Origin of the sequence: Pseudonocardia oroxyli (genome assembly GCF_900102195.1) — a bacterium.
Classification (GTDB): Bacteria; Actinomycetota; Actinomycetes; order Mycobacteriales; family Pseudonocardiaceae; genus Pseudonocardia; species Pseudonocardia oroxyli.
Map to the genome: position 1 here is coordinate 13,236 of NZ_FNBE01000023.1, position 23,898 is coordinate 37,133.

Genomic DNA, 23,898 nt, shown 5'->3' on the forward strand with positions numbered 1-23,898 from the left:
TGCCGGACGGTGGAGCGCACGATCCGACCACTGGTCGCGTGGTGCTCCGGACACGAAGCGGTGGCCCGGAAGGCTCCACCGCACCGCCGACGACGGTGCGGTGGAGCCCCGGGATCTGTCGTCGGGGCGAGCCCCGGAGTACGTCCGGCGGTCGGTCAGAGCAGGTAGCTGCCTGCGTCGACGTTCAGCGCCGCACCGGTGATGTATCGAGCCTCGTCGCTGGCGAGGAACAGCAGGGCGTTGGAGATGTCGACCGGCTCGACCCACGGGATCGGCAGCAGCTGCAGCCGGCTCGACGCCTCGGCGAACTCGTCCCTGCTGGCGCCGGACTTGCCGGCGAACAGGTCGTAGATCGGCTGATTGTGGATCATGTCTGTGTTCACCTGGGTGGGGTGGACACTGTTCACCCGGATGCTGGCGGGTGCGAGCTCCATCGCGAGGGTGCGGGTCAGCCCGACGACCCCGTGCTTGGCCGACACGTAGTGCGCCATGTTGGCGTAGCCGCGAATACCCGCCACCGAGCTGGTGAGGACGATCGAGCCGCCGTTGCCACCGGCCTTGAGGTGGGGGATCGTCGCCTTGACGGTGTGCCACACGCCGCTCAGGTTGATGTCGATCATCGTGCGCCACTCGTCCTCGGGCAGCGACTCCGCGGGGGTGGGGGTGCCGACGACGCCGGCGTTCGCGCTGACGATGTCGAGCCGACCCAGCTGGCTGACGCCTTCCTCGACCGCGGCCTTGACCGCGTCGAAGTCGCGGACATCCGCCTTCTTGGCGACGATCCGCCGGTCGAGTGCCTCGACCTGGCGCACGGTCTCCGCGAGGTCGTCCTCGGTCGCGGGCGGGCTCACCTCATAGGGCACGCCCTCGCAGATGTCGACGGCGATGATGTCGGCACCCTCCTGCGCCAGCCGGAGCGCGTGCGAGCGCCCCTGACCGCGTGCAGCGCCGGTGATGAAGGCGACTTTGCCCTCGACTCTCCCAGCCATTGTCTTTCTCCTTCCGGCCTACCTAATCGCCCGATACGCCGATGAGGGCGCGTCGTCAGCCGAGGTGGCTCGTGCGGTATGGGGTTTCCTGGCGATGATCCGGTCGACCTACTGCGGTGACCCGGGGGTCCGTGCGGTGGAACAGAGTCGACATTCGCTGGTGTCGTGATGAACTCCCGCGCGACCGGTGGGACACAGGCGCATCTCCCGCTGACCGATCATCACGAGGGAGCATGGCATTCGGCAGGCCGTCCGCGTTGTAGCGTTCTGCGACGACAACGGCCGTAGCCTGACGCGCTGCGTGAATCGCGAGGACTGCGCATCGGCGACCGAAGACGGTCCGATCAGGCGAGGCGTCCCGGACCGCTCAGCCGAGCGGATTCGGGTGGCTTCTCGACAGCAGTCCGGTGACCGCCGCGCTGCCCCCACGACGCAGCGTCTCTGCGGGGCTGACTCCGTAACGGCTGCTGTAGCTCGCCGCGAATCGCCCGTAGTGGTGCACGCCCCAGCGCCGCGCGATCGCCGAGGCTGTCGTCGAGTCGGGGTCGGCCGCCGTCAGCTCGGCGTGTATCCGGGCGAGTCGGAACTCACGGAGGTACGTCATGGGGGGTGTGCCGACGTGGCGGCGGAACCCCTCTTCGAGCGCTCGGACGCTCACCCCGGCCGCCGCGGCGAGATCGGTGACCGACGCGATCTCCGCCGCTTTCGCCTCGATGAGGTCGAGGGCGTTACCGATGCTGGCGGGCGCGGTCCTGCGCCCCGGATCGGAGAGTTCGACGGAGTAGTTGTGGGGCTGGCCGCGCAGGAGGGCGGTCATCGTGAGGCCGGCCAGACTCCCCGCCATGAGCGGGTCCGCCATCATTCCGTCCGGCCGACTGGACTCGGATCGCAGGAGCTGCAGCGTGCGCAGGAATGCACCGGCGTGGGGCTCGTCGAGGTCCAGCCGGATGTTGAAGCGCAGTGGGGTCGCCGGGGTCCGTCCGAGCAGCGAGGCGAGCGCATTCTCCAGCGCCGTGGGTTCGAACCGGGCGGTGATCAGGCGGCAGTCCTGGCTCCAGTCTTCGAAATGCACCGGTTCGTCGGGGGCGACGACGACGGCGCGACCGCCTGTCGCGAGGACCGAACTCCGTCGTTGGCCGACACGAACATGCCCGACGCCGGCGAGCACGACGACGTAGTACCGCGGTGGGGGCGCGTAGAGCCGGACGTCGGTACCGAGCTCGACGTAGCCGAACTCCACACCGGGCATGGCGGCGGTCCACAGGCGCATCTCGAACCGGCTCGGACGGCTGGCGATCTGGAGCTTGTTGGGCGCATAGGCGCGCGAGATCGCCGCACTGGCCTCGTCGACGTCACTCGTGCGGACTAGCGTGCCCGCCGGGGGATCCATCTCGACGAGCCCGCCCTGTCCGGTTCGGGTCTGCTCTGCCACCCCACAGTCCTCCTGCGCTCATCACGACACCGTGACGAACTCAGCGCCAGTCGCCGCAGTTCGGGGACATCGTAAGCCGCTGGCCGCAGCGAGACAGCCGATTCGCGACGTCTGGCATCCGGTTCGCGCGGTCTCGGGCCACTGCCGGTGGCGGGGCGCATCAGTCGGCGCGAGAACTGGACCGAGTCGAGCGGAGAGCGGACTGCCGACCATTCGGCTGGCACCTAGCGTCGCTCCTGCCTCACAGAGGCCGTCCTTGCCCTCACACCGTGGGACGGACCGACTGTCAAAGTGGACGGAGCACCAAGTGGTCAAGTCGTGGCTCTTCGAGATCTTCAGCTACCCGTACGATTCGGACCCGGCGAAGTTCGACCCGCAGCTGTGTAAGGAGCTGTACGACTGGAAGCTCGAGTCGTGGGTCGCCGCCGAGGACCAGGGGTTCGACGGGGTCTTCTTCTCCGAGCATCACTTCACCCCCTACAGCATCAGCCCGTCGCCGAACCTGCTGGTCGCGACGCTGGCCCAGCGGACCAGCCGGATGCACATCGGTGTGATGGCCAACATCACCGCCTTCCACAACCCGCGCCGCCTCGCCGAGGAGGGCGCGATGCTCGACCACCTCACCGGTGGCCGGCTCGAGGTCGGGCTGGGGCGGGGTGTCGACGAGCCGGAGTTCATCCGCGAGGGCGTGAGGATGGAGGAGACCCGCGCCCGGTTCGAGGAGTCGGTGGCGCTCATCCAGTCCGCCTGGAAGGAGCCGACCTGGTCGTTCCACGGCGAGTTCTACAACTACGACAACGTGGGCATCTGGCCTCGTCCGCTGCGTCCGGAGCTGCCGATCTGGGTCACTGCGCTGAGCCCGAACACGGTGGCGTGGGCGGCGCAGAACAACTTCAAGTTCACCTCGGTGTTCTCGCCCACCGAGCAGATGCGAACGATCTTCGACGGCTACAAGAAGGCCGCCGCGGACGCGGGGCGCGAGGCGCAGCCCAGTGACATGGGGGTGTGCCGCAACGTGTTCATCGCCGACTCCGAGCAGGAGGCGCGCGATCTCGCCGAGCCCGCCTTCAACGCGCTGTTCGCGGCGTTCAAGGAGGCCGCGGTGTTCCACGACCTGGACAACGTGCCGGCGGGCTACGAGCACTACCAGTCCTTCTTCCGCCCGTTCGCCGGGGACGACGTCTCCTTCGACGCCCTGGTCGGGATGGGCGCGATCTGCGTCGGGACGCCGGAGATCGTCCGCGACCAGATCGTGGACCAGATGGAGACCATCGGCTGCGGGAACTTCCTGAACTGGGGTTCGTTCGGGAACCTGACCAAGGAGCAGACGATGCGGTCCTACCAGCTGTTCGGTGAGCACGTCGTGCCCGCGCTGCGTGGACTGAGCATCTGACGATGGCCTCCGAGCTCGCCCTCTGTTGCATGTCGCACTCGCCCCTGCTGCACACCGCCGACCCGGGTGAGTCGGTGGCGCACGCCGTGGCGGACGCGCTGCGGGAGGCCCGGGCGTTCGCCGAGGCGTTCGACCCCGAGCTGGTCGTGATCTTCGGGCCCGACCACTATCAGGGCTTCCGGTACGAGCTGATGCCGCCGTTCTGCGTCGGCACCGCGGCGACGGCGATCGGCGACTACGGCACGAGCGCAGGCGACCTCGACGTCCCGCAGGCCCTCGCGGACGATCTGATCGCCCACCTGCTCAACGCAGATCTCGACGTGGCGATGTCGGAGAAGATGGTCGTGGACCACGGCCTCTCCCAGCCGCTCGAGCTGCTGTTCGGCTCGAGTGCGGCGCGGCCGGTGATCCCGGTCTTCCTCAACTCGGTCGCCGAGCCGCTGGGCCCGCTGCGGCGGGTCCGTCGACTCGGGCAGGCGGCGGGGGAGTGGGCTGCTCGGCTCGACCGAAGGGTGCTGTTCGTCGGTTCGGGCGGCCTGTCGCACGACGTGCCGATCCCACGGCTGCGCGAAGCCACCCCGGAGGCGGCCGCATACCTGGTGGACAAGCGCCGCACCCCGGCCGAGCAGCAGGCTCGTGAGGAGCAGATCTACCAGGCGGGTCAGTCGTTCGCACGCGGCGAGTCACCGCTCATGGACCTGAATCCAGACCTCGACCGCGAGCTCCTCGCGCTGTTCGCGAAAGGCGATCTCGGGGCGTTCGACACGCTCAGCGTCGAGTGGCTCGGCGAGCAGGGCGGCAGCTCCATCCACGAGATCCGATCCTGGATCGCGGCCCACGCGGCAGTGCAGACCGCCGGGCCGTACCAGACCGAGTCGTCGTTCTACCAGCCGATCCGGGAATGGATCATCGGCTTCGGGGTCACCACCGCGCGCACGCGGGGAGAGGGATCGACATGATCGACAAGGAACTTCTGGTGCAGACCGCGGACGGGCCGATGGCCGTCGCGGTACGCCATCCGGACGAGGAGGGCCCCCATCCGGTGGTCGTCGTCTTCCACGACGGCCCCGGGCTACGGAAGGACATCTACGACGTCGCCGCGAAGGTGGCCGAGGCGGGCTACTACGCGGTCCTGCCCGACCTCTACCACCGAATCGAACCGAAGATGTCCTTCGACCTGTCCGGGATCGGCCAGGGCCCGGGCTCCCCGGAGTTCGAGCGCCTCATGAAGGCCGTCGGCTCGCTCGACGACGCGAAGGTGCTGGCCGACGTGGCCGCCACGCTCGGGGCGGTCACCGAGGATCCGGCAGCGCGCGGCTCGGGGGCCAAGGGCGCCGTCGGCTTCTGCGTGGGCGCGCGGCTCACCTTCCGGCTGCTCGCCGCCCGGCCCGACGAGTTCGTCGCCGGCGCGACGATGCACCCGTCATTCTGCGTGACCGACGAGCCGGACTCGCCGCACCTGAGCGTCGGGTCGCTGGGCGCCGAGCTGTTCGTGGCGTTCGGCGCGGCTGACACCCTCGCCTCGCTCGAGGTGAACAAGCCGCTGCGCGACGAGCTGGCCCGGGCGAACGCGACCGTCGAGATCTACGACGGCGCCGACCACGGCTTCATGTTCCCGGGCCTCCCCGCCTACCACGAGGAGGGCGCGACGACCTCGTGGGAGCGCATCCGTGAGCTCTTCGGGCGGACGCTCGCGTGAACATCGACGAGGTGGCCACCGGCCCGGACACCACCCATCTGGCGACAGCGGGCGCGGAGCACGGACCGCCCGTGCTGTTCCTGCACGGCACCGGGCCGGGGGCGACCGGGGCGTTGAGCTTCGCGCCGATCCTGCCCGCGCTCGACCGGTTCCGCTGCCTCGTGCCCGACCTCGTCGGGTTCGGACGCAGCGGACACCCGCAGGACGTGCCCGCCGGGCCGGGCCCCTGGTTCGCCCGCCGGGTCGACGCCGTGCTCGCGTTGCTCGACACACTCGGCCTGGACCGGGTGCACGTGGTCGGGCACTCCTACGGCGCCCGGGTGGCACTGGAGCTGATCCTCCGTGTCCCCGACCGCGTCGACCGGGTCGTCTTGCTAGCCGCCGGGGGAACCCCGGTCAAGGCCAACCTCACGACGTTGACCGACTTCTACGGCAACCCCGACGAGGCGGCCATGGGCACGCTGGTCGACGCGCAGCTGTCCCGGCCCGTCCCCGGTATCGAGCCCTACGTCACCGAGCGGCTCGCCACCGCCGTGCGTCCGGAGGTCCAGCGGTCCTTCCAGGCGGCGATGGGTGCCGGTGCCCCCATGCCGACCTACGACGAGACGATGCTCCCGGCCGTCTCGCACCCGGTCCTCGCGGTGCACGGCAAGGACGACGCGACGATCTCCGCAGACGCGTCGCTCTACCTCGCCGAGCACCTCCGGCACTGCGACCTGCACCTCTACGCCGACTGCGGCCACCTCCTGCAGTACGAGGTCCCGACGCAGCTCGGCGCCCTGATCCACGACTTCCTGGCGCCGGGTCTGGCCGAGGAGCGCTCGGTATGACCACGCCCGTCGAGAAGGCCCGCGCCTTGTACGCGGCCCGCGCCACCCGTACGCCGATCCCTCCGTTCACCGACGCCGAGCCCAGGCTCGGCATGGCGGACGGCTACGCGATCCAGCAGGAACTCACCGCACTGCTGGTCGCCGACGGTGACCGGATCGTCGGGCACAAGGTCGGCCTCACCGCCGCCCCCATGCAACAGGCGCTCGGGATCGACACCCCGGACTACGGTCCCGTCCTCGCCTCCACCGTCTACCGCGACGGCGACGTGGTGCCGCTCGAGCGGTTCATCGCCCCGAAGGTCGAGGCGGAGATCGTGTTCGTCCTCGGCGAGCGGCTCGAGGGCCCGGGCGTCACGGTGACCCGAGCCCGGGCCGCGATGGCCGGTGTCGTCGCGGGAATGGAGATCATCGACTCCCGCATCGCCGACTGGCGGATCAAGCTCGCCGACACCGTCGCAGACCTGGCCTCCAACGGCGCTATGGCGACCTCCAGTCGCATCATCCCGGTCGGAGAGCTCGACACCCGGTTGATCGGTATGACGCTGACGCGCAACGGCGAGCTCGTCGACACCGGGGCGGGCGCCGCCGCCCTGGGCGACCCGGTCGCCGTCGTCGCCTGGCTGGCCAACACCCTCGGCGAGCAGGGCGTGGCGCTCGAACCCGGCCACCTGATCCTGACCGGCGCGCTGCACGCGGCCGTCCCGCTGTCCCCGGGGGATGTGTTCCGGGCCGAGTTCGACCGGCTCGGGCCGGTCACGGTGAGGGTCGCATGAGCGTGAGCATCTCCGAGTTGGCCGCCCGGCTGGCCAAGGCGGCCGCGGATCGCACCCCCATCACACGGCTGACCGACGAGTTCCCCGAGCTCGACATCCCCATGGGCTACCGGGTCCAGCGTGCGCTACGTGCCGAGACCGAGGCCATCGCGGGCTGGAAGCTCGGGCTCACCGCTCGGGCCAAACAGGCCCAGGTCGGCGTCGACAGCCCGATCCACGGGTTCCTGCCCGCCGCGGGCGCCCTCGACATCGGCGAGCCGCTCGAGACCTCTGCCCACATTCAGCCGCGCTGCGAACCCGAGATCGTCTTCGTCCTTGGTCGAGACCTGGAGGGACCCCACGTCACCGCCACCGATGTGCTCGCCGCGTCCTCCGGGGTCGCCGTAGGCATCGAGGTTCTCGACTCCCGCTTCGTCGACTACGGGTTCACGATGGCCGATGTAGTCGCTGACAACACCTCGGCCAGCCGGTTCGTCGTCGGCACCCCGATTCCTGCCGAGGGCATCGACCTGCGCCTGGTCGGTGTCGTGTTCGAGAAGAACGGGCGGGTCGTGGCCACCGCGTCCGGCGCGGCGTCGCTCGGGCATCCCGCAGCGGCCGTCGCCTGGCTCGTCCGGCGGCTCGCCGCCGAGGGCGGAGGTCTCAACGCTGGGCAGGTCGTGCTCTCCGGCGGTCTCACCGCCGCCGTTCCGGTGGGCCCCGGCGACGTCGTCACGGCCACCATTGACCGGCTCGGCACCCTCGAGCTGGGCTGCTGCTGAACATCACACCCGGCAGGCCGGGCCACTAGACAGCTCGGGGCGCTCTATCGGGCTCCCGGCACTGGTCAGAACACCGGGCAGCTGCCGGCCGACATTCACCTGGGGCGGACTCGCCCCAACAGCCACTCTGAGTCGGAGCGCAGCCACGATCAGACCGTGGAGCGCCTCGTGGCGCGAAACCCTGCGCGTGGCCCGGGGTTGTGGAGGTTGGCAGGGGTGGCTCCTGACGACACTGTCGCTGGTTGGAGGCCGGTGCTGGGCTCATGGAATGCTGGCCGGCAAAGAGTTATGGGTTTAGTCCCCTCTCACCTGGGTGACCGCGTACTCGACCACGACACTGATCGCGGAGGAACCGCCCCGGAGCTGGACAGCCTGGGCCGCCGGGCGGCCTCGGTCGGGCCTCCGGCCGGGCTGCTTCTGCTGGGTGGGGCCGCTTACTCCGCCCGGTCTCACGTTCCAGGGTGCTTCGCATCAGCTCACGCTGACGGCCCTTCGGGCCGCCCTGGAGCGCGAGCCTCGCCGGGCGGAGTCGGGCGCGGGGGAAAGGGCGGGCGCTTCGCACCGCGCCCCGCAGCCAGCCCCACCAACTGCACGTGCAACCGCCCATCCGTAGCGGGCTGGCTGTCGACCCTGCCGGGAGGCCGCCATGACCATCACCCGCGACAGCGAGGAGACCACACAGGACATTCTTCGCACCGCACTCGGGCTCAAGCCCCGCTACCGCTACATCTGGGACGGCCAGGAGCTGCTCGGCCCGTGCGAGAGGTGCGGGCACCACCCCGTCGTCGAGGAGCCGACACCGCTGCCGGCGGGCGACCCGGTCGTCGACATCGTGCAAGACCAGGAGGCACTGCGGGAGGCGGCCGCGGTCGTGGCGATGCTGGTGGACGTGCTCGACCAGCGCCGGTCGCCCCGGCAGGTACGGGACCTGGTCAACCCCCGAGTGCTCCGCTACCTGGCCGCACTGCCCACCGACCGGGCCGGCTCCCATGGCGGGGCGAGGTTGCTCAGCGTCCGTGCTGTGCAGCCGCACGAGGGAGCGGTGGAGGTCGCGGCGTCGGTCCGGCTCCGCGGCCGCCGTCGGGCCCTGGCCGCATCGTTCGAGCTCGGCGAGCAGTGGGTCTGCGAGACGATCCGAGTGCTGTAGCCCGAGGGTCGGGCGGAGGGGACTCCGCCCGGCCGTCGGGCGGTGTCGACCTCGCGGGCCGTGCACGACGACGCGGTGCGACCCCGGCGGAGGAGCGTGCCTGGGCCGCACCGCGTCGAGCCGGTGGACGTCGCCCGGGGTCGGGTCAGCTCGCCGCCTGCTGCTGCTCGGTGATGGGCGGGGGGCAGATCACGATCGGCGCGTCGGTTTCGAGGTCCGGGTCGGTGACGATCTCGCCGCCGACCCGGACGAAGCTGGACTTGAGGTGGGTGAGCGCGCGGTCCTCGCTCAAGGTCATGGCGACCAGGCGGGTCAGGACGGTGCGGGGTGTGGACTCGGGCTCGTCGCTCACGATCCTGGACGCTAGAAGCAGGCCCCGACAGTTCGGGGCAGGCCGGCACGGCGCGGCCGTGTGATCTGGGCGCGCGGCGCCGACCGCGAAGCTTTAGAGCGACCCGGCGTCGTTCTCAGGCAGCAGGCCAGGACGCCTTTCGCCGATCCAGGCTTCGGCTCGCTCGAACGCTGCGGCTCGGGCAGGCAGGCCGTGCTCCATCGCGCGGCTGACGTAGTGATCGGGCCCGTAGCGGGCTCGGACTTCGGCCATGCGGTCGGTGAAGGTCATCGGTCGGCCGTCGGGTCCGGTGGTCATGTCGCACCACCAGAGCAGGTCTCGGACGATGCTGTGCTCGTCGGGGTACGCGGCGAGCTCGGTGTCGAGGCCGAGTTCGACGGCCTCGCTCGCGGCGGCCGAGTGGTGGGCGACGAGCGCGACCACCCGGGGGTCCGTGTCGGTGGTGGCGAGGAACCGGGCGCCGTCGAGCGGATGGAAGCCGCTCGACGCGATGCCGGGGGAGTAGCCGATGTCGTGCAGCCATGCCGCCGCCCGGAGCACGGCCGCGTCGTGGGGAGTGAGGTGGGTGGCGAGTTCGGCGGCTCGTTCGGCGACGGCGTGGACGTGGGCCCAGCGGCGCGGGTTCGCCTCGGCGAGGTGGTCGCGGGCGAGCTGCGCGGCGTCAAGAACGGCAGCCTCAGCGCGGAGGTGTTGCTGGGCGAGCTCGAGCGACTCCGCGGTACTGGTGAGCGTCGCGGAGCTGGTGACCTGCTGGAGACCACGCAGCAGCGCTGCGACCCGCTCTCGCTGGCCGCCGCTCAAGGTCCGCTGGTGGGGTATGGACGCGTGCGCGGCCTCGACCGCGGTGACCGCCGCGCCCAATGCGAGCTCGGCCGCGTCGACGTCGACGCGCCTCGGCGTGCGTCGGACGTCGCGGTCGAGACCCTCCGCTTCCAGAACGTCCAGAGCACGGCGGGCGATCTGATCGGAGACGCCATGGTTCTGCGCGACTACGGTTGCCTTGGGCAGCCGGTCCTGTCTCGATCCTGCGAGCTCGTCGCGGACCGCGTCGACGACGTCGAAGAATCCCGGCCCCCTGCGAGGGGCGACGTACACCCCTGAGCCTTGTCTGGTGACGACCAGGCCATCGCGCGCGAGCTCGGCCACCGCAGCCCGGATCGTCATGCGGGCGACCCTAAAGTGGCCGGCCAGCTCAAGGTTCGACGGCAGCCGCGTCCCCGGCGCCGCGTCGCGGATCACCGCGTACAGGCAGGTGGCGATCTGGCGGTAGGGGGCGACGCTTGAAGAGGGATCCAGCTTGCCCAGCTCGTCCAGCATGGGCGGGACCGTAGCCAGTCGACGCCCTCCTTCGTGGCGAAACGTCGGAAGTCGTCCAGCAGCGGATTAGGTCGACTGGACCACGTCGACGTACCGCGCTCGCATGGAGTCCGCCCAGTCCGCCAGTTCCGGTTCCTGCGCGGTCGCATCGAGGAACGACGCCAACGTCCACCAAGCCACTGGGACCACCCCCTGGGCACGGCCCAGGTCGTGGACGACGTCGCGGGCGATGGGATCGTCCTCACGGCTCAGCACGACTGCGAGCGCGGAATCCGCGACCGCGACCCCTGTATTGCCGCCTCGGCGCACGGAGTCGGTGAGGAGGACCGACCGGAGGAACTGACTGCCGTGGGAGCCGATCACGGTCGCAGTGGTCGCTGCGGTTATGCCCAACGCCGCAAGCGCAGCTGCGTAGCGCTGCGGAACCAGAAGGGGCCGCGAGAACGGGTCGACGTGCTTGACCCCGACGGTGATTATGGGCCGTTGCCCGTCGTCGGTTCGAGTAAGGGCGGCGATGTCGAAGCCGCTTCCGTCAGTGGCCTCGCGGTGCGCGGTCCCCGACGTGCAGCGGGCCGTCTTGCTGTCTTAGCTGGAAGGGCAGTGAGCGCGACGGCGGAGGTGGGCTGCATGGCGGCGCCGTTTGGTCGGGAGACGGACGGCCTCCGGCAGGCGGCGGTCGAAGACCAGGCCGAAGCGGCGGGGGAGCCGCGAAGGAGTTCTACCTCTCGGGCTATCCGAGCGCGCAGGCCCTCGTCCTGGATCTGGCCGATGGCCTGGTCGAGGATGCTGCCTTCGTCGCCACGTCGCTCCCGATGGTCAGTTGTCCTCCCCGAACATCTTGTCGCACAGCCCATCCGCAGCTGGGACGCGGTCCGGCTTTGGTCTCACATGTAGATGCGCTGGTTCTCCTCGAGGGCGTTCTTGCCGGTGAGCCACACGACGACGTCGAACGCGCGGATCGTGCCGACCTCCCCGGTGAGCCCGACTCGCTTGAGGGCGTCGTCGAGCAGAGTGGCGAGCGCCTTGTCGTCAGCCCGGAGATGGTGACGCAGGTCGAGCCAGTATCCGCGACCCGAGTGACCGAGCGCTTGAGCACGACGCTGTCCATGACCGGGACCAAGCGCGGGCGCTTGCGGGCGAGGAGCTTGCCTGCGACGACGGGGCCAATGCCGGCCTGACTCCGCAACGCCTGCCAGAGGTGGTTGGCGGCCGACCCGTCATCGATCATGTGCGGCTCGGCGTCGACGAGGTCGACGTCGGTGGGGATGGCGGCAAGCAACTCGGCGAGCTCGCCCGCGTCTGGCCCGAGGATGTTGAGTGCCGCCCGCCCCGGGACCGTGACACTCAGCATGGACACGGCGACGAGGTCGTCCACGGTGAACGTGTCGGCGACGTCGGGGCGGTCGCCGCCGGCGAAGCGCTCGAACTGCCCGCCGGTGTAGAAGGGGCTGCCGTCACGCTCATCTCTGCGAATGAAGTACTGGTGCAACAGGTGCGCGGCCTCGTTCGGATCCCGGAGGGCGTCGGGGAACGTCATCGCGCCGATTGGTCATCCCGGCGGAGTCTTCTGTGGGAGCCTTTTCAGTGGGAGCCCGAGGTGTTCGCGATGTTCGCGCGCGAGCCCGACGATCGCGTCCCGCGTCAAGGTCACCGGGCCCAGCCGTGCGCGTGCTTCTCGCACGCCGTCCAGCAGACCTCGCCTGCGGGGCCGGACATCGTCCGGACCCGGAGCCCGTCGGTCGATCGGCACACCATGCACATCGCTCAGACGGGGCACCCGGTCTCCGACATCACTCGACGCTATCCATGAGGCCACGCTAGGGTGATGCCACCATGCGAGTCTCACCCGTGTGGGTGTCGCTCCGAGCGGCTCATTCGGCACCTGTGCGACATCAGGTAGTCCAGGACGCCACTCCGTGCCGTTATTGCGGGCGAGATCCCTGCGCGTCTGGCGATCGTCGAGGCCCGCTCGTCGTCCCCGATCCTGTCGGCGGCTAACGACGCGTCGACCACTCCGAACTGATCTCCACGAGACGACGTCCGCGTCGTGTCCGTCAGGGGATGTGTGAGGACGAGCGTGGGGCGAATCGGGGTGTTGCGGGGATGACCGAGCGCGTGACTGTGGTCCGAGTCGACGAAAACACCGTGGAGTTCGCCCCACACCGGGCCGCTGCACGGTGGATCCGGCTCGAGCTGAAGAAGAACATGTTCCAACAGGAGCTTCAGCAGGGCCAGATCGGCGACCTGGAGACCGAGGACGGCGAGTGGTTGCTGGACCTGGTCGAAGGGCGTGCGGAACTTGTAGGCAGCGGGGCGTCCGGGCCGGCGTCCAAGCTGGGGTTCACCGTCGAGCGGCACGGTGTGCTCTTCCTACCGGGCTACGGGGTACCTGCCGACCTCAGGGACCAGGCAGCTGGGAGCCTGGGGATCTGGGTCCTGCCTGCGGGCTCGGCGGTCCAGGCGCACTTCGACGATCCCGACATCGAGGGGTGGGCCGCCGCCAAAGCCGCAAAGAAGGCTGAGGATCGGGCCGCCGCTGTCGAACGCCGACGTGCCGGTGAGAAGGAGGCCGAGAAGAAGCGACAAAGGGCGAGTCCGCGCGAGCATTTCGTCAACCCCTACACCTTCGTTCCGTTCCCGGGGTCACCCCCGCCGCGGAGCAAACCGGCCGGGCACCACACCCTGAGGTCGCCGGCCGGAGGCGCGACTCGCTACCAGGGCACGATCGCCGCCCGACTGCGGGCGGCCTCGCCGCTGCTGGTCCGTGGTGTCGGGCCACGGGTGCCTGGCGACGTCGTGGCGCGGGCCCCGCGCACCGCCGACGGCACCCACTTCGTGCCCGGCTCGTCGTTGCACGGCGCGCTCCGCTCGATGCACGAGACCCTCGCCGGCAGCTGCCTTCGCGTGTTCGACGACGAGTTCGTTCCCGTCTACCGGGACGTCGCGAGCACTGCCCTGCGCACCGGATGGCAGCTCGGTGTCGTCGCCGAGGCCGTCGACGGGCGGCCCACCCGTCTCATCCGCTGCACGGAGACGAAGTGGGTCGGGCTCCTGCAGCTGGCCGACGCGGCGGGCGGGACCGGGACCGTGTCGACCGGGCAGCGGTTCACCCTGGCCAACAAGTTCATCAGGGAGAACGGCCGCGAGATCTACGACCGTGAGGCCCCGGTCGAGCTGGACCCCGAGGGCGAGTGGATCGTGCTCGTCACCGACGACGGCGCCCGCGTGCCCGCCCGGGGAACGCATCTCTGCGCGGTAGGGAGGCTCCCGTCGAAGCCTCAATCGTTCGGCCTCGGCGACGAGGCGTGGGAGACGTTCCTGAAGGCGGCCGAGGGCGCCAAGCAGTTCACCGCCGGGCAGCCGAGACCGGTGCTGGAGGACGAACAGCGGAGGCTGGTGGGCGGCGAGAGCCTGGACGATGTTCTGGGTGCGGATACCCACCGCGTCTTTCCGGGGCGTGGCCGCTGGCACCGTCCGCGAGCCTGGCTCCACAAGGACCAGGTCGTGTGGCTCGGCCCGACGGCGGGCCCCTTCGTCACCGCCATCGCGCTCTCGTACCTCTGGCGCTCCGCCGGGTTGAGGGCGGCGGGCGACCGCGTGCTGGACGGGATGAAGGCCTGTCACGATCCCAACGACCTGTGCCCCAGCTGCCGCGTCTTCGGTAGCGCGGACACCCGCCTCGCCGGGCTGGGTGGAGCGGACCGCCGCCGAGCCGAGCAGCTCAGCTACCGGGGGCACGTCCGCATCCTCGACGCCCCGAGGACGGTGGGCGGGCCTCTCGTCGAGGTCGACCTTCCGGCGATGGGCGCGCCGAAGCCGGGGTCGGGCCAATTCTACCTGGACGATCCGGACGGAGAGCCGGGAGAGAAGGACAAGCCTCGAAATCGGTGGGGTGTCCCTGACCGCACGACCCCCAGATCCCTGCGCGGCCGCAAGTTCTACTGGAACACCGACCCGGACACGGACGAGGCGCGGGGAAGGTGGAAGAAACATCCCGCGGCGGGTGGAACCAGCGAACGGGCCGAGCTCGCACCGAAGGACAGCGAGTGGAAGGTCACTCTCGTTGTCGACGGCCTGACCGCGGCGGAGATCGGCGGGATCGTGGCGAGCCTGCAGCCCGAGCGGCTCTTCTTGACCCGGCCGCAGCCGCTGCCGTATAAGGCCACCGATCCGCAGTTCCGCATCCACGTGGGCGGTGGCAAGGGGGTCGGGCTCGGATCCTGCAGCGTCGAGCAGCTCACCGTCACCCTGCAGGACGCCGAGGGGCGGTACCTGACGGACACCGTCTCGCAGGCGGACCCGGACGAGCTGGTCGCCGCGTTCGCCGCCGAGCACGGCGAGCGGATGGACGAGAACTGGCGGTTCACCGCCGCCGCGTTGCACACCGACCACGTCGATAGCCGGGTGGTGAGCTACCCGACGGTCAAACCGTGGCGCGACGACCGGGGGACGCCGAACGGTGCTGAGTCCTTCCGGTCCTTCGCCTGGTTCGTCGCGACTACCGGAGAGCGCCTGGGCAGGGAGGCCAAGCCGTTCGTCCCGCTGCCGCACGTCAGTCATCCTGCGCAGGGCCTGCCCGTCTCGGTGCCGAGGGAGCAGATATGACCCTTTACCTGGACGTCAGCGCGAAGCGCATCCAGTCCTACCTCGCCCGCACGCCGACTCTGCGTGGCCGGCGCGGGGCGTCCGCGCTGCTCGACCACGACCGGATCCTGGACTGGACGAAGCCGGCGTGGGAGGCGCACGGCGTCGAGAACGCCACCGGCAAGCGCACCGACGGTCAGCTGTCGGTGCAGCTCGCGCCCACGACCACCGCGGTCGTCGCCGACGACATCGCTCGGGACGTCGCCGTGCTGCTCCACCGTCTCGCGCCGGCCGCGGAGTGGGAGGTGCAGTTGCGCAGCGGATCGGACTACCGCGACGCGTTGGAGGCCGGCGCGGCGGCGAGACGCGCCGGCCGGGACCGTATCGGCGCGGGCTCGTCCGGGGTGATCGCGCTGCCCACCCCGCCCGCCGACGTCCCCATGGTGCGCTTCTGCCAGGCCTGTGGGCTCGCCCCCGCTGTAGTGGCGGCGGCGCGCATCGACCCGGGCGACGCGACCGGGGTCGCCATCTGCGCGGACTGCGCGCAGCGGTACCTGGAAGGCGGTCACCGCACCGACCGGAGGCAGTGGAGCCGGACCGTCGACCCGAAGTGGGCGGAGGTACTGCGGCCGGGTGGGCTCGCGGCCGAGCGGGCTCTGCGCCTCGGGGTCGAGGAGGCGATCGGCAGGCCGATCGGGGTGGTCGACGGGTTCGGTGAGCTGGCGGCAGTCGGTGGGCCGGACGCGAACCACCTCGCCACGGTGTTCGTGGACGGCAACCGGTTCGGCGATCTCTTCGCCTCGTTGAAGCAGACGAGGGTCAACCTCGGCGAGCTCTCGGAGGATCTCGCCGCCGCGGTGAACGCCGCGTTGGTCGACGCGACAGTCGCTGTCACGCGGGACGGCGACAAGTACCTCCCGGTGGTTCCCCACCTGGTCGGCGGCGACGACCTGCTCGCGTCGGTGACCGCAGACCGTGCCTGGGAGTTCGTGACCCGGCTCCTGGTGGGCTATGGCGAACGCACAGCAGCGTTGGCCCGCACATACGGCGAGAAGGCGAAAGTGGCGATCGCGGCGCCGACGGCGTCGGCGGGGATCGTGTTTGCGCACGCTAAGCGCCCCTTCGCCGACAGTGTCGAACTGGCCGAGTCGGCCCTGCGCCGGGCCAAGTCCGCGCACAAGGCCGAACGGGCGGCGGTCTGTTGGATCGACGTCACCGCGGACGGGCCCGACCTGTCGGACGGCCGGTGTGCGCCGAGCCTGGAGGACCTTCTGGGAAGGCGGGCGATGATCGACGCGGTGTGTCGGCTCCCCGCGGCCGGTCGCGCCCGACTGGCTGCCGTCGCCCAGGACGACGTGGCGGTGGCGGCCCTTGCCCGACGGCTGGGCCGTGCGGACCTGACCGCGCCGTTCCTCCTGCCGAATCCCGTCATGACCTTGGCGGATGCGTTGACGATCGAGAGGCACTGGCCGTGGCGGTGACCGTGTTGCGCTTCCAGATCACCTTCCACGGGCCCGTCCGGGTGGGCCGCGGCCGCGCGGCGCCCGGGGTGGACGACACGGTGGACCCCGGCGTGATCATTCCCGGCTCGTCGCTGAAGGGCCTGATGCGAGCCGAGGCGACCGCACTCGGTCTGGCCCCCACCCTGGTCGACAGCGTGTTCGGGCGCGGCCGCGCGCAGAGCCCGTGGCACTGGGGCGATGTCGTCGCCGGTTCGGCCGAGGTGCGGGTCGGCACCCGCATCCGCAAGGACGACGAGTCCGGAACGGCGGTAGAGGGTGGCATGTTCGCCGCCGAGTTCCGCTGGCCCGAGACTGCCACGTTCGAGATCCGCCGGTTCGACGCCCTGTCCGACGAGGACCTGCGCAGGCACGAGACCGTCCTGTGGGCGTCCGCGCTCGCGGTCCACAGCGTTGGCGCGGACCGCAACCGTGGCTTCGGGTGGGTCGACCTCCAGCGTGTGGACCCACCGAGCGAGGACCTCGCGTCGTCGGTCCTGGCGTTGGCGGGAGCCATGCGATGATCCGGCTCGACGCGGTGGCCCGCCAGCCCCTTCACCTCGGCACCCAGCCGGATGCCGGCTGGCTCACCGACACCCACCGGTTCATCCCCGGCAGCGTCGTCCGCGGAGCGCTGGCCGCGTCCTGGCTCGGCCGGTTCCGCGGACCGAGACCGGACACGAGTTCCGACGACGAGTTCCTGCGGCTCTTCGAGGGCGGGCTGCGGTACGGCCCGCTCTACCCCTCCGACGACGCCTTGCGGCCGCTGTCGGTGTTCGGGTGCAAGTACGCCTGCGACGGGGACGCCCCCGTAGACGCCGCCTTCACCGAGGACCTCCCGGCGCGGTGCCCAGCCTGTGGCTCGCCGCTCGAGGCGAGCCGCGGGTCCGTGACCGGTGGGCAGGCAGTCGAGAACACCCGCTTGGAGCTCGACCGTGACGGACGGGCCGTCGAGGGGAAGCTCTTCACCCGCCGGGCCCTCGCCGCGGGGACTCGGCTCACCGGCCTGGTCGACGGTGACCTCGACGCGGAATGTGGCTGGCTCGGCGAGCCGGATCTGCTCGTGCGGTTCGGCGGCAGGCGCTCGACCTCCGGGCTCACCGAGCTGCGAGCGACCCCGGTCGACGAGCGGCCCCGCTTCGACGGGTACGACCCGGCGTCGCGGAGGCTGGTGCTGCGCATGCTGTCGCCGGGTATCTTCCTCGACGGGCTCGGCAGGCCGTCGTGGTTCCCCGACCTCGTCGAGATCGGCACCCTGCTCGGTGTCGGGACCACCGTCGCATCCGCCTATCTGAGGCCGGCCACGGTCGGGGGGTGGCACGCGGCCAGCAACCTTCCGAAGCCGCGAGACTTCGCGGTGGCCGCGGGGTCGGTCTTCGTCCTCCAGCTCGACGGGGATCCCGGCGTTGTGGGGCTGGACCGGTTGTGGCGCACGGGGACCGGCCTTCGACGGGCCGAGGGGAACGGCTGGGTGTCGCTGGACCGGTGGCGTGCGCCTGCGCCGATCCAGCAGCCGTCTCGCAGCGCTCGGAGAAGGTCGGACGCGCTCGTGATCGAGGTGCTCGGGACCGGGGTCGGCGCGGAGTTCGTGTCCGACCTCCGCGCTTGGGCGCAGACGGGCGGGGGCTCCGATGCGCAGGCCGGCCAGCGGGTCCTGTTGGGCGCGCGGCGGTACGGGTCGCTGGGGGAGAGCCGGCTGAACGTGCTCCGCAAGGCGCTGGACCTGCCGCCCGACGAGGCCGCCGGCCTGGCCCAGCGGCTGTCGGAGTATCTCGTCGTCCAGACCTCGAGGCGGGGAGCGCGTCGATGACGGTCGCATTCATCCAGGTCGATCTCCTCTTCGAGACCCCGGGCGGGGTATCGGCGCCCGAGCTCGGCGGCGCGATCGACCTCCCGCTGAACCTGGCCCGCGACGGCGGAGCGTGGACCCCGCCGTCGTCCCTCGCCGGTGCGTTGAGGTCGCATCTTGGAGACTCGGCGGACGCCTGGTTGGGCACGCCCGGCGGCGATCCGGAGACCGTGCCGTCTCGGCTGCGTCTGCTGGGCAGCGAGACCCGGCACAGCGAGCCGGAGCTCCTGCGCTCGACGGCGATCAACCCGGTGCGCGGTGCCGCCGCCTCCTCGACCTTCCGCTCCGCTCAGGTCCTGCCCGCGGGCTCGGCCGTGTCCCTCTACCTGCGGGTTGACCGCGCGCAGCGCGCTGAGCTGGACGATCTCGGTGCCGTGCTGGCGCGCTGGCGCCCCATCGTGGGTCGAGGCCGCTCGACCGGGCGTGGCAGGACGCGGGTCACCCGGGTCCGCCTGCGTGTCCTGGACCCGGCGACTCCGGAGGGTCTACGCGCCCTGCTCGGCGGACGGGAAGAGCAGTTTGCCGACACCCGCTGGGTTCGGGAGTGGAAGGGCTCCACCGCTGCGGGCCCTTCCGCCGAGCTTTCGGTGGGGCTCGTCCTCGCGGGCCCCCTGCACATCGGAGGTGGGGTACCGCAGCAGGATGCTCCCGCCAACCGGGCGCCGATCCTCCGCCGTGGCGATTCGGCCCTGGTCCCGGGGACCACCTGGAAGGGAGTCCTGCGGGCCCGGTGCGGCTACATCCTGCGCTCGTGCGGGCAGCCGGCCTGCATGCCGCACACCGACGAGGGCGCGGCCTGCGGTACCTGCCGGGTCTGCGACCTGTTCGGGTGGACGACCAGCGCGCCGGGACGGGGACGCCCGACCGGGCATGTCGGTCGGCTGAGCTTCTCCGACAGCGTCGTGTCGGGCGAGATCGTGCACCGGTCCCACGTGGGCATCGACCGCTTCACCGGTGGCGCCCGCACCGGACTGCTGTTCAGCGACGAGGTCGTCGAGAGCGGGTCGCTCACCCTCACCGTCGAGCCGACCCGGCCCGGCGACCAGCTCACACCGGCGGACCGCGGCCTCCTACTGTTGGCCCTGCGCGACATCGACGACCAGCTCGTCGGCATCGGTGGGGGCACGACCCGCGGGTACGGGTCGCTCCGGCTGTCCGGCGCGGGGCGTGAGCTGTTGTCCGAGCTCGCTGCGGAGCACCCGACGGGTGCCGCTGTGCGGGCACTGCTCCAAGGAGCCGCCGCGTGAGCGACCTCGTCGCGGGCACATTGTCCAGCGCCGGCTGGACGACCTGGGCCTCCACACTGGACCTGCTCGGCGCCGACTCCTGCCTATGGACCGATCTCCGCGGGGCTCACCACGGGCCCGCCCCGGCCGAGCGCCCCATCGGCACCCACCTCTGGGCGTGGCGACCCGGCCGGTGGGTCCGTGTGCGGATCGACGGGGACCGGGTGCTCAGCACGGTGCTCACCGAGGGCCTGGCCGAGGCGGGCGAGCCGGTCACCGGCGAGATCGCCGACGGTGTGCCCTGGGGTGCGGACGAGCGCGCCGCCGCGTGGCACCTGCCCGTCGTGCTGCTGGTCACCGAGGGCCAGGCGCCGCTGACCTTCGCCCGAGTCTCGACGACCACCCAGGAGTGACGATGCCCGCGATCATCGAGCTGCTCGTCGACGCGACCGACTCGCTCGACGTCTACCCGGCCCGTCTCCACGGCGCGGCCTGCGCTGTCCTCGGGCACCCCGCCCCAGGGCGTCCGCCTGCGTTCGCCGTCCGGCCTCCGGCCGCGACGGGAGACGGTTACGCCGTCTGGCGGCTCGGCTGGCTCGCCGCTGACACCTCGCCGCCGCTCCCGGATGCGGTGCGTTTCGGGGATCGCGCGCATCGCGTCGTCGCCTCCGACGTCGCTTCGACAGAGTTCGGCGAGCTTGCCGGCCGTGCTCCGGTGCGTCGGGCCCGGATCGAGGTCGTCAGCCCGTTGTACTTCTCCCGCGGCGACCGCGACCTGGCGCTCCCCGAACCCGAGCTGATGGTGCAGTCACTGCTCAACCGATGGGAGCGGTTCGCCCCCGCCGCCTTCTCGGTCCCACCCGCCCTCCGCGCCGACCTGCTGTCGTCGGTCTACCTCGTCGAGATGGACGGCCACACGGTCAGTGCGCCCGTCGGCAAGGTGACGATGCAGACCGGCTACCTCGGGAGCGTCGTGCTGGGGCTGAACCGGAAGGCGGACACCGAGGTCGCCCGGCTCTTCGCCGCGCTCCTCGGGTTCGCCGAGATCGCCGGCATCGGCGCGCAGACCGGCCACGGGTTCGGTGCCGTGGACGTTGAACCCGTCGAACTCCCGCCCGTTCGGCACACCGGACGAGGGCGCCGGGTCGCCGCCCGCTGATGAGCAGCCTGCGGAGGTTGCTGACCGGGGCGAGTGCCTACCTGGGCAGCGTCTTCGTGGGCGTGCTGTTCGCGCCGGTGCTGCCCGACGTCGCGGTGGACCTGTTCGGCAACGACGACTGGCGCGACCCGCTGCTGCGTCTGGCCGCGGTGGTGCTCGTGCTCATCGCGTGCGTGGCGCTCTACCGGTTCCAGATCGTCCGAGCCGCTCGACGGGCGGCCCGGATCGGGCTGGCGCTCGAAGGCCTGGAGCAGCGCGAGGTCCTCGTGATCCCGGTGGGTCACCGCTCCGGCTACACCGCGCGGGCGGTGCGCACGGGGCAGCGGACCAGTACGGAGTGGCTCGTCGACTCGTGTCGACCGGCGGTGCTGGTAGCAGTCGGGACGCCCCAGGTCACCGTGATGAGAGCGGCGCTGCGGGAGGGGCTCGAAGCCGACGGCGTGGCCGTCGAGTGGGTCGAGCTGAGTGACGGCGGGGATCCGGAGGTGGCGGTGGCGGAGGCGCAGAGCCTCGTCGTCGGCCTCCTGGAGCGGCGCGGATGGCGCGATCGCCCGAGCTATGTCGACACCACCGGAGGAACCGTGGCGATGTCCTTCGCAATGCTCCGGGTCGGCGCCCTGCTGGCCACGACCTGTGTGTACGTGGCCTCGGAGATCCGCAACCGCGAGGTCGTCCCGGGCAGCCAGCGGGCCCGTGCGTTCGACCCGATCCTGCTGACCCCGGGGCAGTGACGGCGTGGGGCAGATCTTCGCGCGAGCCTTCACCGAGCAGTCCCTCCTGCGAGCCTGGGGTGCGGTTCGTGCGTCGGCGCTCGACGACGGCGAGCCGGATCGCGAGGTCGACCTCTTCGAGCGCCGCGCCGCCGGCCGGATCGTCGAGCTCGCCGAGCAGCTCGCGGCGGGAACCTGGCGCGCGGATCCCGTTCGTCGCGTCGACATCCCCAAGCCGTCAGGGGGTGTGCGGCGTCTGGGTATCCCACCGCTCGCCGACCGTGTCGTCGAGCGCGCCCTGCTCGACGAGCTGGACCCGGTCGTCGACCCCGGCCTGCTGCCGTGGTCGTTCGGCTACCGGCGGGGCCTCGGCCCGAAGGACGCCATCGCCGCGTTGACCGATGCGCGCGACGAGGGCGCGACCTGGGTCGCGCGGTCCGACGTCCGAGACTTCTTCACCCGGGTTCCGCAGTGGGAGGTGCTGCGGCGCCTGCGCGAGGTGATCGACGACGAACGGGTGATCCACCTGGTCGGGCAGCTGCTGGACCGGCCGGTGCAGGGCGGGCGAACCGCGACGCCGGACCGCGGCCTCGGCCTGCACCAGGGGAGTGTGCTCTCGCCGTTGCTGAGCAACCTCTACCTGCACGAGTTCGACCGCAGGATGCTGGAGGCCGGGTGGCGGGTCATCCGCTTCGGCGACGACTTCGCGATCCCGGTGGAGTCCGCCGAGAGGGCGAGCGTGCGCTGGTCAGCGCCGGGACCGAGCTCAGCGACCTGCGGTTGGAGATCAACAGCGGGAAGTCCCACGTGGTGTCGTACGACGAGGGCGTGCGCTTCCTCGGTGCGACCGTGACCGCGTCGACGCTCAACGCCGCCGAGGCGGTCTCGCACCCGCTGGAGACCACCGTCTACGTCGACCGGCAGGGGTCGCTCATCCGGGTCCGCGGCGACCGCCTCGTCGTCGTGGACGGAGAGGACGCGCTGCTGCGGCTCAACCTGCGGCGCGTGCGGCAGGTCGTCTGCTACGGCCGTGTCGGGCTGACGACGGCATTCCTCCAGCGCGCGGCCGAGCGCGGGATCGAGGTCGTGCTGCTGACCTCGACCGGGCAGATGGGGTCGCGGCTGGTCGGACCGCTCGCGACGGACCCCACGACCCGTCGGGCGCAGTACCGGATCGCCGACGACGACAAGGCGTGCCGTGAGCTGGCCGCGCAGTTCGTCGTCGGCAAGATCGACAACATGCGGGTCACCCTCCTCCGCGCCGGGCGACGGGCGGAGGACGATCTCGCAGCTCAAGGCGCGGACCGACTGCGCGCGTCGGCCGACGCCGCGCTCTCCGCGCAGAGCCACGACGAGCTGCTCGGCGCCGAGGGAAGCGCGACTCGGGAGTACTTCCAGCACGCCCGGCGCTGGATCGACCCGGCGTACGGCTTCGAGGGGCGGCAGCGCCGCCCGCCGCCTGATCCTGTCAACGCGATGCTCTCCTACGGCTACACGCTGCTCGTGCAGGAATGCGTGGCGGCGCTGGAGACCGCCGGGCTCGACCCGCTCGTCGGATTGCTGCACCGACACCGCTGGGGGCGCCAGTCGCTTGCCCTCGACCTGGTCGAGGAGTTCCGGCCCATGACCGTCGACGTCGTGGTCTGGCGCTGCATCGCCACCCGCCAGATCCGCCCGGAACAGTTCACCGTCGAGCCCGAGATCGGCGCCCGAATGAGCGCGGACGCCCGCCACGCCTTCCTCGCCGCCTATGAGCGCAGAATGCTGACCCTCGTCACGCACCCGTCCGCAGGCCGCCGAGTCTCCCTCCGCGTGGGCATGTCCCTGCAGGCCAAGGCGCTCGCCGCGGCGATCCTCGACCCCGCCAAGGGCTACCGCGCGATGAGGTGGAAGTGACACAGGTCACTCCGCTCGCCGTGCAGACCTTATCCGCGCAGGTCAGGCCACTGATGATCATGCGTGAACAGATCCACTTCTCGGGGCCCAAAACCAGTGAGGTCCTCGCAACTGCTGTCGGTGCAGCTCAGGGGCCTGTCGGGCTCGGCTATCGACGCGTCGAAGATCGATCTGAGGAGTGCGGCGGGGAGGTGCTCGCAACGATCTTCATCGCCGCTGGTCAGGCTGCCCTCTCGACGGGTAGGGTCGCAAGCGATAGCCCGCTCAATAGGGCATAGCAAC

21 protein-coding genes and 2 pseudogenes are annotated in these 23,898 nt (G+C 71.1%); 17 read left to right on the forward strand and 6 right to left on the reverse strand.

Annotated features, from left to right (window positions below; all coding sequences use genetic code 11):
* Positions 1-155: 155 nt before the first annotated feature.
* Positions 156-989 (reverse strand): mycofactocin-coupled SDR family oxidoreductase, encoded by an 834-nt coding sequence (locus BLS43_RS27045; RefSeq protein WP_093089539.1) that lies wholly within the window; start codon positions 987-989, stop codon positions 156-158.
* A gap of 367 nt (positions 990-1,356) precedes the next feature.
* The gene (locus tag BLS43_RS27050) at positions 1,357-2,421 is read right to left on the reverse strand and encodes an AraC family transcriptional regulator (RefSeq protein ID WP_093089540.1); all 1,065 of its coding nucleotides are present in this window, start codon (positions 2,419-2,421) and stop codon (positions 1,357-1,359) included.
* A 307-nt stretch (positions 2,422-2,728) separates the two neighbouring features.
* Here BLS43_RS27050 and BLS43_RS27055 point away from each other — a divergent pair, with 307 nt between their 5' ends.
* The 7 genes from BLS43_RS27055 (at position 2,729) to BLS43_RS27085 (ending at position 9,024) form a co-directional block, all read left to right on the forward strand.
* Complete coding sequence (locus tag BLS43_RS27055) at positions 2,729-3,814, forward strand: LLM class flavin-dependent oxidoreductase (RefSeq protein WP_093089541.1); 1,086 nt, start codon at positions 2,729-2,731, stop codon at positions 3,812-3,814.
* Between the two features lie 2 nt (positions 3,815-3,816).
* Positions 3,817-4,773 carry a 3-carboxyethylcatechol 2,3-dioxygenase gene (locus BLS43_RS27060; RefSeq protein WP_093089542.1) on the forward strand — a complete coding sequence of 319 codons (957 nt, stop codon included), beginning with the start codon at positions 3,817-3,819 and terminating at the stop codon, positions 4,771-4,773.
* Positions 4,770-5,513: a dienelactone hydrolase family protein gene (locus BLS43_RS27065; protein ID WP_245707866.1), complete on the forward strand. Its 744-nt coding sequence runs from the start codon at positions 4,770-4,772 to the stop codon at positions 5,511-5,513. Before BLS43_RS27060 ends, BLS43_RS27065 begins: the two co-directional genes overlap by 4 nt.
* Positions 5,510-6,343: an alpha/beta fold hydrolase gene (locus tag BLS43_RS27070; protein ID WP_093089543.1), complete on the forward strand. Its 834-nt coding sequence runs from the start codon at positions 5,510-5,512 to the stop codon at positions 6,341-6,343. The genes BLS43_RS27065 and BLS43_RS27070 overlap by 4 nt, the downstream gene beginning before the upstream one ends.
* Complete coding sequence (locus tag BLS43_RS27075) at positions 6,340-7,116, forward strand: 2-keto-4-pentenoate hydratase (protein ID WP_093089544.1); 777 nt, start codon at positions 6,340-6,342, stop codon at positions 7,114-7,116. The genes BLS43_RS27070 and BLS43_RS27075 overlap by 4 nt, the downstream gene beginning before the upstream one ends.
* Positions 7,113-7,877, forward strand: coding sequence for a 2-keto-4-pentenoate hydratase (locus BLS43_RS27080; RefSeq protein ID WP_093089545.1), 765 nt, complete (start codon positions 7,113-7,115; stop codon positions 7,875-7,877). The genes BLS43_RS27075 and BLS43_RS27080 overlap by 4 nt, the downstream gene beginning before the upstream one ends.
* A 646-nt stretch (positions 7,878-8,523) precedes the next feature.
* Entirely contained in the window at positions 8,524-9,024 is a 501-nt protein-coding gene (locus BLS43_RS27085; protein WP_093089546.1) for an Rv3235 family protein, read from the forward strand.
* A gap of 145 nt (positions 9,025-9,169) precedes the next feature.
* On the opposite strand, the gene BLS43_RS27090 is transcribed toward BLS43_RS27085, so the two are convergent.
* From BLS43_RS27090 to BLS43_RS32210, 4 genes and pseudogenes are all read right to left on the reverse strand, one after another.
* Positions 9,170-9,376, reverse strand: a complete 207-nt coding sequence (locus BLS43_RS27090) for a hypothetical protein (RefSeq protein ID WP_093089547.1) — start codon at positions 9,374-9,376, stop codon at positions 9,170-9,172.
* Between the two features lie 93 nt (positions 9,377-9,469).
* The gene (locus tag BLS43_RS27095; RefSeq protein WP_093089548.1) at positions 9,470-10,693 is read right to left on the reverse strand and encodes a GntR family transcriptional regulator; all 1,224 of its coding nucleotides are present in this window, start codon (positions 10,691-10,693) and stop codon (positions 9,470-9,472) included.
* Between the two features lie 66 nt (positions 10,694-10,759).
* Positions 10,760-11,224, reverse strand: a pseudogene (locus BLS43_RS31915) (hypothetical protein); the annotation flags it as partial.
* Positions 11,225-11,577: 353 nt separating this feature from the next.
* Positions 11,578-12,230, reverse strand: a pseudogene (locus BLS43_RS32210) (DUF6308 family protein).
* Between the two features lie 566 nt (positions 12,231-12,796).
* Between BLS43_RS32210 and BLS43_RS27115 the strand changes: the two are divergent.
* From BLS43_RS27115 to cas1, 10 genes are read left to right on the forward strand one after another with little or no spacing between them, the layout of a single operon-like run.
* Positions 12,797-15,298: an RAMP superfamily CRISPR-associated protein gene (locus BLS43_RS27115; RefSeq protein WP_176921578.1), complete on the forward strand. Its 2,502-nt coding sequence runs from the start codon at positions 12,797-12,799 to the stop codon at positions 15,296-15,298.
* Positions 15,295-16,758 (forward strand): Cas10/Cmr2 second palm domain-containing protein, encoded by a 1,464-nt coding sequence (locus tag BLS43_RS30295; RefSeq protein ID WP_176921579.1) that lies wholly within the window; start codon positions 15,295-15,297, stop codon positions 16,756-16,758. The genes BLS43_RS27115 and BLS43_RS30295 overlap by 4 nt, the downstream gene beginning before the upstream one ends.
* Positions 16,749-17,300, forward strand: a complete 552-nt coding sequence (locus BLS43_RS27120) for an RAMP superfamily CRISPR-associated protein (RefSeq protein ID WP_176921580.1) — start codon at positions 16,749-16,751, stop codon at positions 17,298-17,300. The genes BLS43_RS30295 and BLS43_RS27120 overlap by 10 nt, the downstream gene beginning before the upstream one ends.
* Positions 17,297-18,586: a type III-B CRISPR module-associated Cmr3 family protein gene (locus tag BLS43_RS27125; protein WP_093089553.1), complete on the forward strand. Its 1,290-nt coding sequence runs from the start codon at positions 17,297-17,299 to the stop codon at positions 18,584-18,586. Before BLS43_RS27120 ends, BLS43_RS27125 begins: the two co-directional genes overlap by 4 nt.
* Positions 18,583-19,872, forward strand: coding sequence for an RAMP superfamily CRISPR-associated protein (locus tag BLS43_RS27130; RefSeq protein WP_093089554.1), 1,290 nt, complete (start codon positions 18,583-18,585; stop codon positions 19,870-19,872). Before BLS43_RS27125 ends, BLS43_RS27130 begins: the two co-directional genes overlap by 4 nt.
* The gene (locus tag BLS43_RS30300) at positions 19,869-20,264 is read left to right on the forward strand and encodes a hypothetical protein (protein WP_176921581.1); all 396 of its coding nucleotides are present in this window, start codon (positions 19,869-19,871) and stop codon (positions 20,262-20,264) included. The genes BLS43_RS27130 and BLS43_RS30300 overlap by 4 nt, the downstream gene beginning before the upstream one ends.
* A gap of 2 nt (positions 20,265-20,266) precedes the next feature.
* Positions 20,267-21,010, forward strand: coding sequence for a CRISPR system precrRNA processing endoribonuclease RAMP protein Cas6 (gene cas6, locus BLS43_RS27135; protein WP_176921582.1), 744 nt, complete (start codon positions 20,267-20,269; stop codon positions 21,008-21,010).
* On the forward strand, positions 21,010-21,741 hold the full coding sequence (locus BLS43_RS27140) for a hypothetical protein (protein ID WP_093089556.1): 732 nt from the start codon (positions 21,010-21,012) through the stop codon (positions 21,739-21,741). Before cas6 ends, BLS43_RS27140 begins: the two co-directional genes overlap by 1 nt.
* Positions 21,742-21,745: 4 nt before the next feature.
* Positions 21,746-22,573, forward strand: coding sequence for a reverse transcriptase domain-containing protein (locus BLS43_RS27145; RefSeq protein ID WP_093089557.1), 828 nt, complete (start codon positions 21,746-21,748; stop codon positions 22,571-22,573).
* Positions 22,528-23,616 carry a CRISPR-associated endonuclease Cas1 gene (gene cas1, locus BLS43_RS27150; RefSeq protein WP_176921583.1) on the forward strand — a complete coding sequence of 363 codons (1,089 nt, stop codon included), beginning with the start codon at positions 22,528-22,530 and terminating at the stop codon, positions 23,614-23,616. Before BLS43_RS27145 ends, cas1 begins: the two co-directional genes overlap by 46 nt.
* The last annotated feature ends 282 nt before the right edge of the window (positions 23,617-23,898 follow it).

Excerpts from the sequence above, each read along its gene's own strand:
- BLS43_RS27045 (WP_093089539.1), bottom strand. The coding sequence starts at position 989 with ATGGCTGGGAGAGTCGAGGGCAAAGTCGCCTTCATCACCGGCGCTGCA.
- BLS43_RS27060 (WP_093089542.1), top strand. The coding sequence starts at position 3,817 with ATGGCCTCCGAGCTCGCCCTCTGTTGCATGTCGCACTCGCCCCTGCTG.
- BLS43_RS27065 (WP_245707866.1), top strand. The coding sequence starts at position 4,770 with ATGATCGACAAGGAACTTCTGGTGCAGACCGCGGACGGGCCGATGGCC.
- BLS43_RS27075 (WP_093089544.1), top strand. The coding sequence starts at position 6,340 with ATGACCACGCCCGTCGAGAAGGCCCGCGCCTTGTACGCGGCCCGCGCC.
- BLS43_RS27080 (WP_093089545.1), top strand. The coding sequence starts at position 7,113 with ATGAGCGTGAGCATCTCCGAGTTGGCCGCCCGGCTGGCCAAGGCGGCC.
- BLS43_RS27085 (WP_093089546.1), top strand. The coding sequence starts at position 8,524 with ATGACCATCACCCGCGACAGCGAGGAGACCACACAGGACATTCTTCGC.
- BLS43_RS27095 (WP_093089548.1), bottom strand. The coding sequence starts at position 10,693 with ATGCTGGACGAGCTGGGCAAGCTGGATCCCTCTTCAAGCGTCGCCCCC.
- BLS43_RS27115 (WP_176921578.1), top strand. The coding sequence starts at position 12,797 with ATGACCGAGCGCGTGACTGTGGTCCGAGTCGACGAAAACACCGTGGAG.
- BLS43_RS30295 (WP_176921579.1), top strand. The coding sequence starts at position 15,295 with ATGACCCTTTACCTGGACGTCAGCGCGAAGCGCATCCAGTCCTACCTC.
- BLS43_RS27125 (WP_093089553.1), top strand. The coding sequence starts at position 17,297 with ATGATCCGGCTCGACGCGGTGGCCCGCCAGCCCCTTCACCTCGGCACC.
- BLS43_RS27130 (WP_093089554.1), top strand. The coding sequence starts at position 18,583 with ATGACGGTCGCATTCATCCAGGTCGATCTCCTCTTCGAGACCCCGGGC.
- cas6 (WP_176921582.1), top strand. The coding sequence starts at position 20,267 with ATGCCCGCGATCATCGAGCTGCTCGTCGACGCGACCGACTCGCTCGAC.
- BLS43_RS27140 (WP_093089556.1), top strand. The coding sequence starts at position 21,010 with ATGAGCAGCCTGCGGAGGTTGCTGACCGGGGCGAGTGCCTACCTGGGC.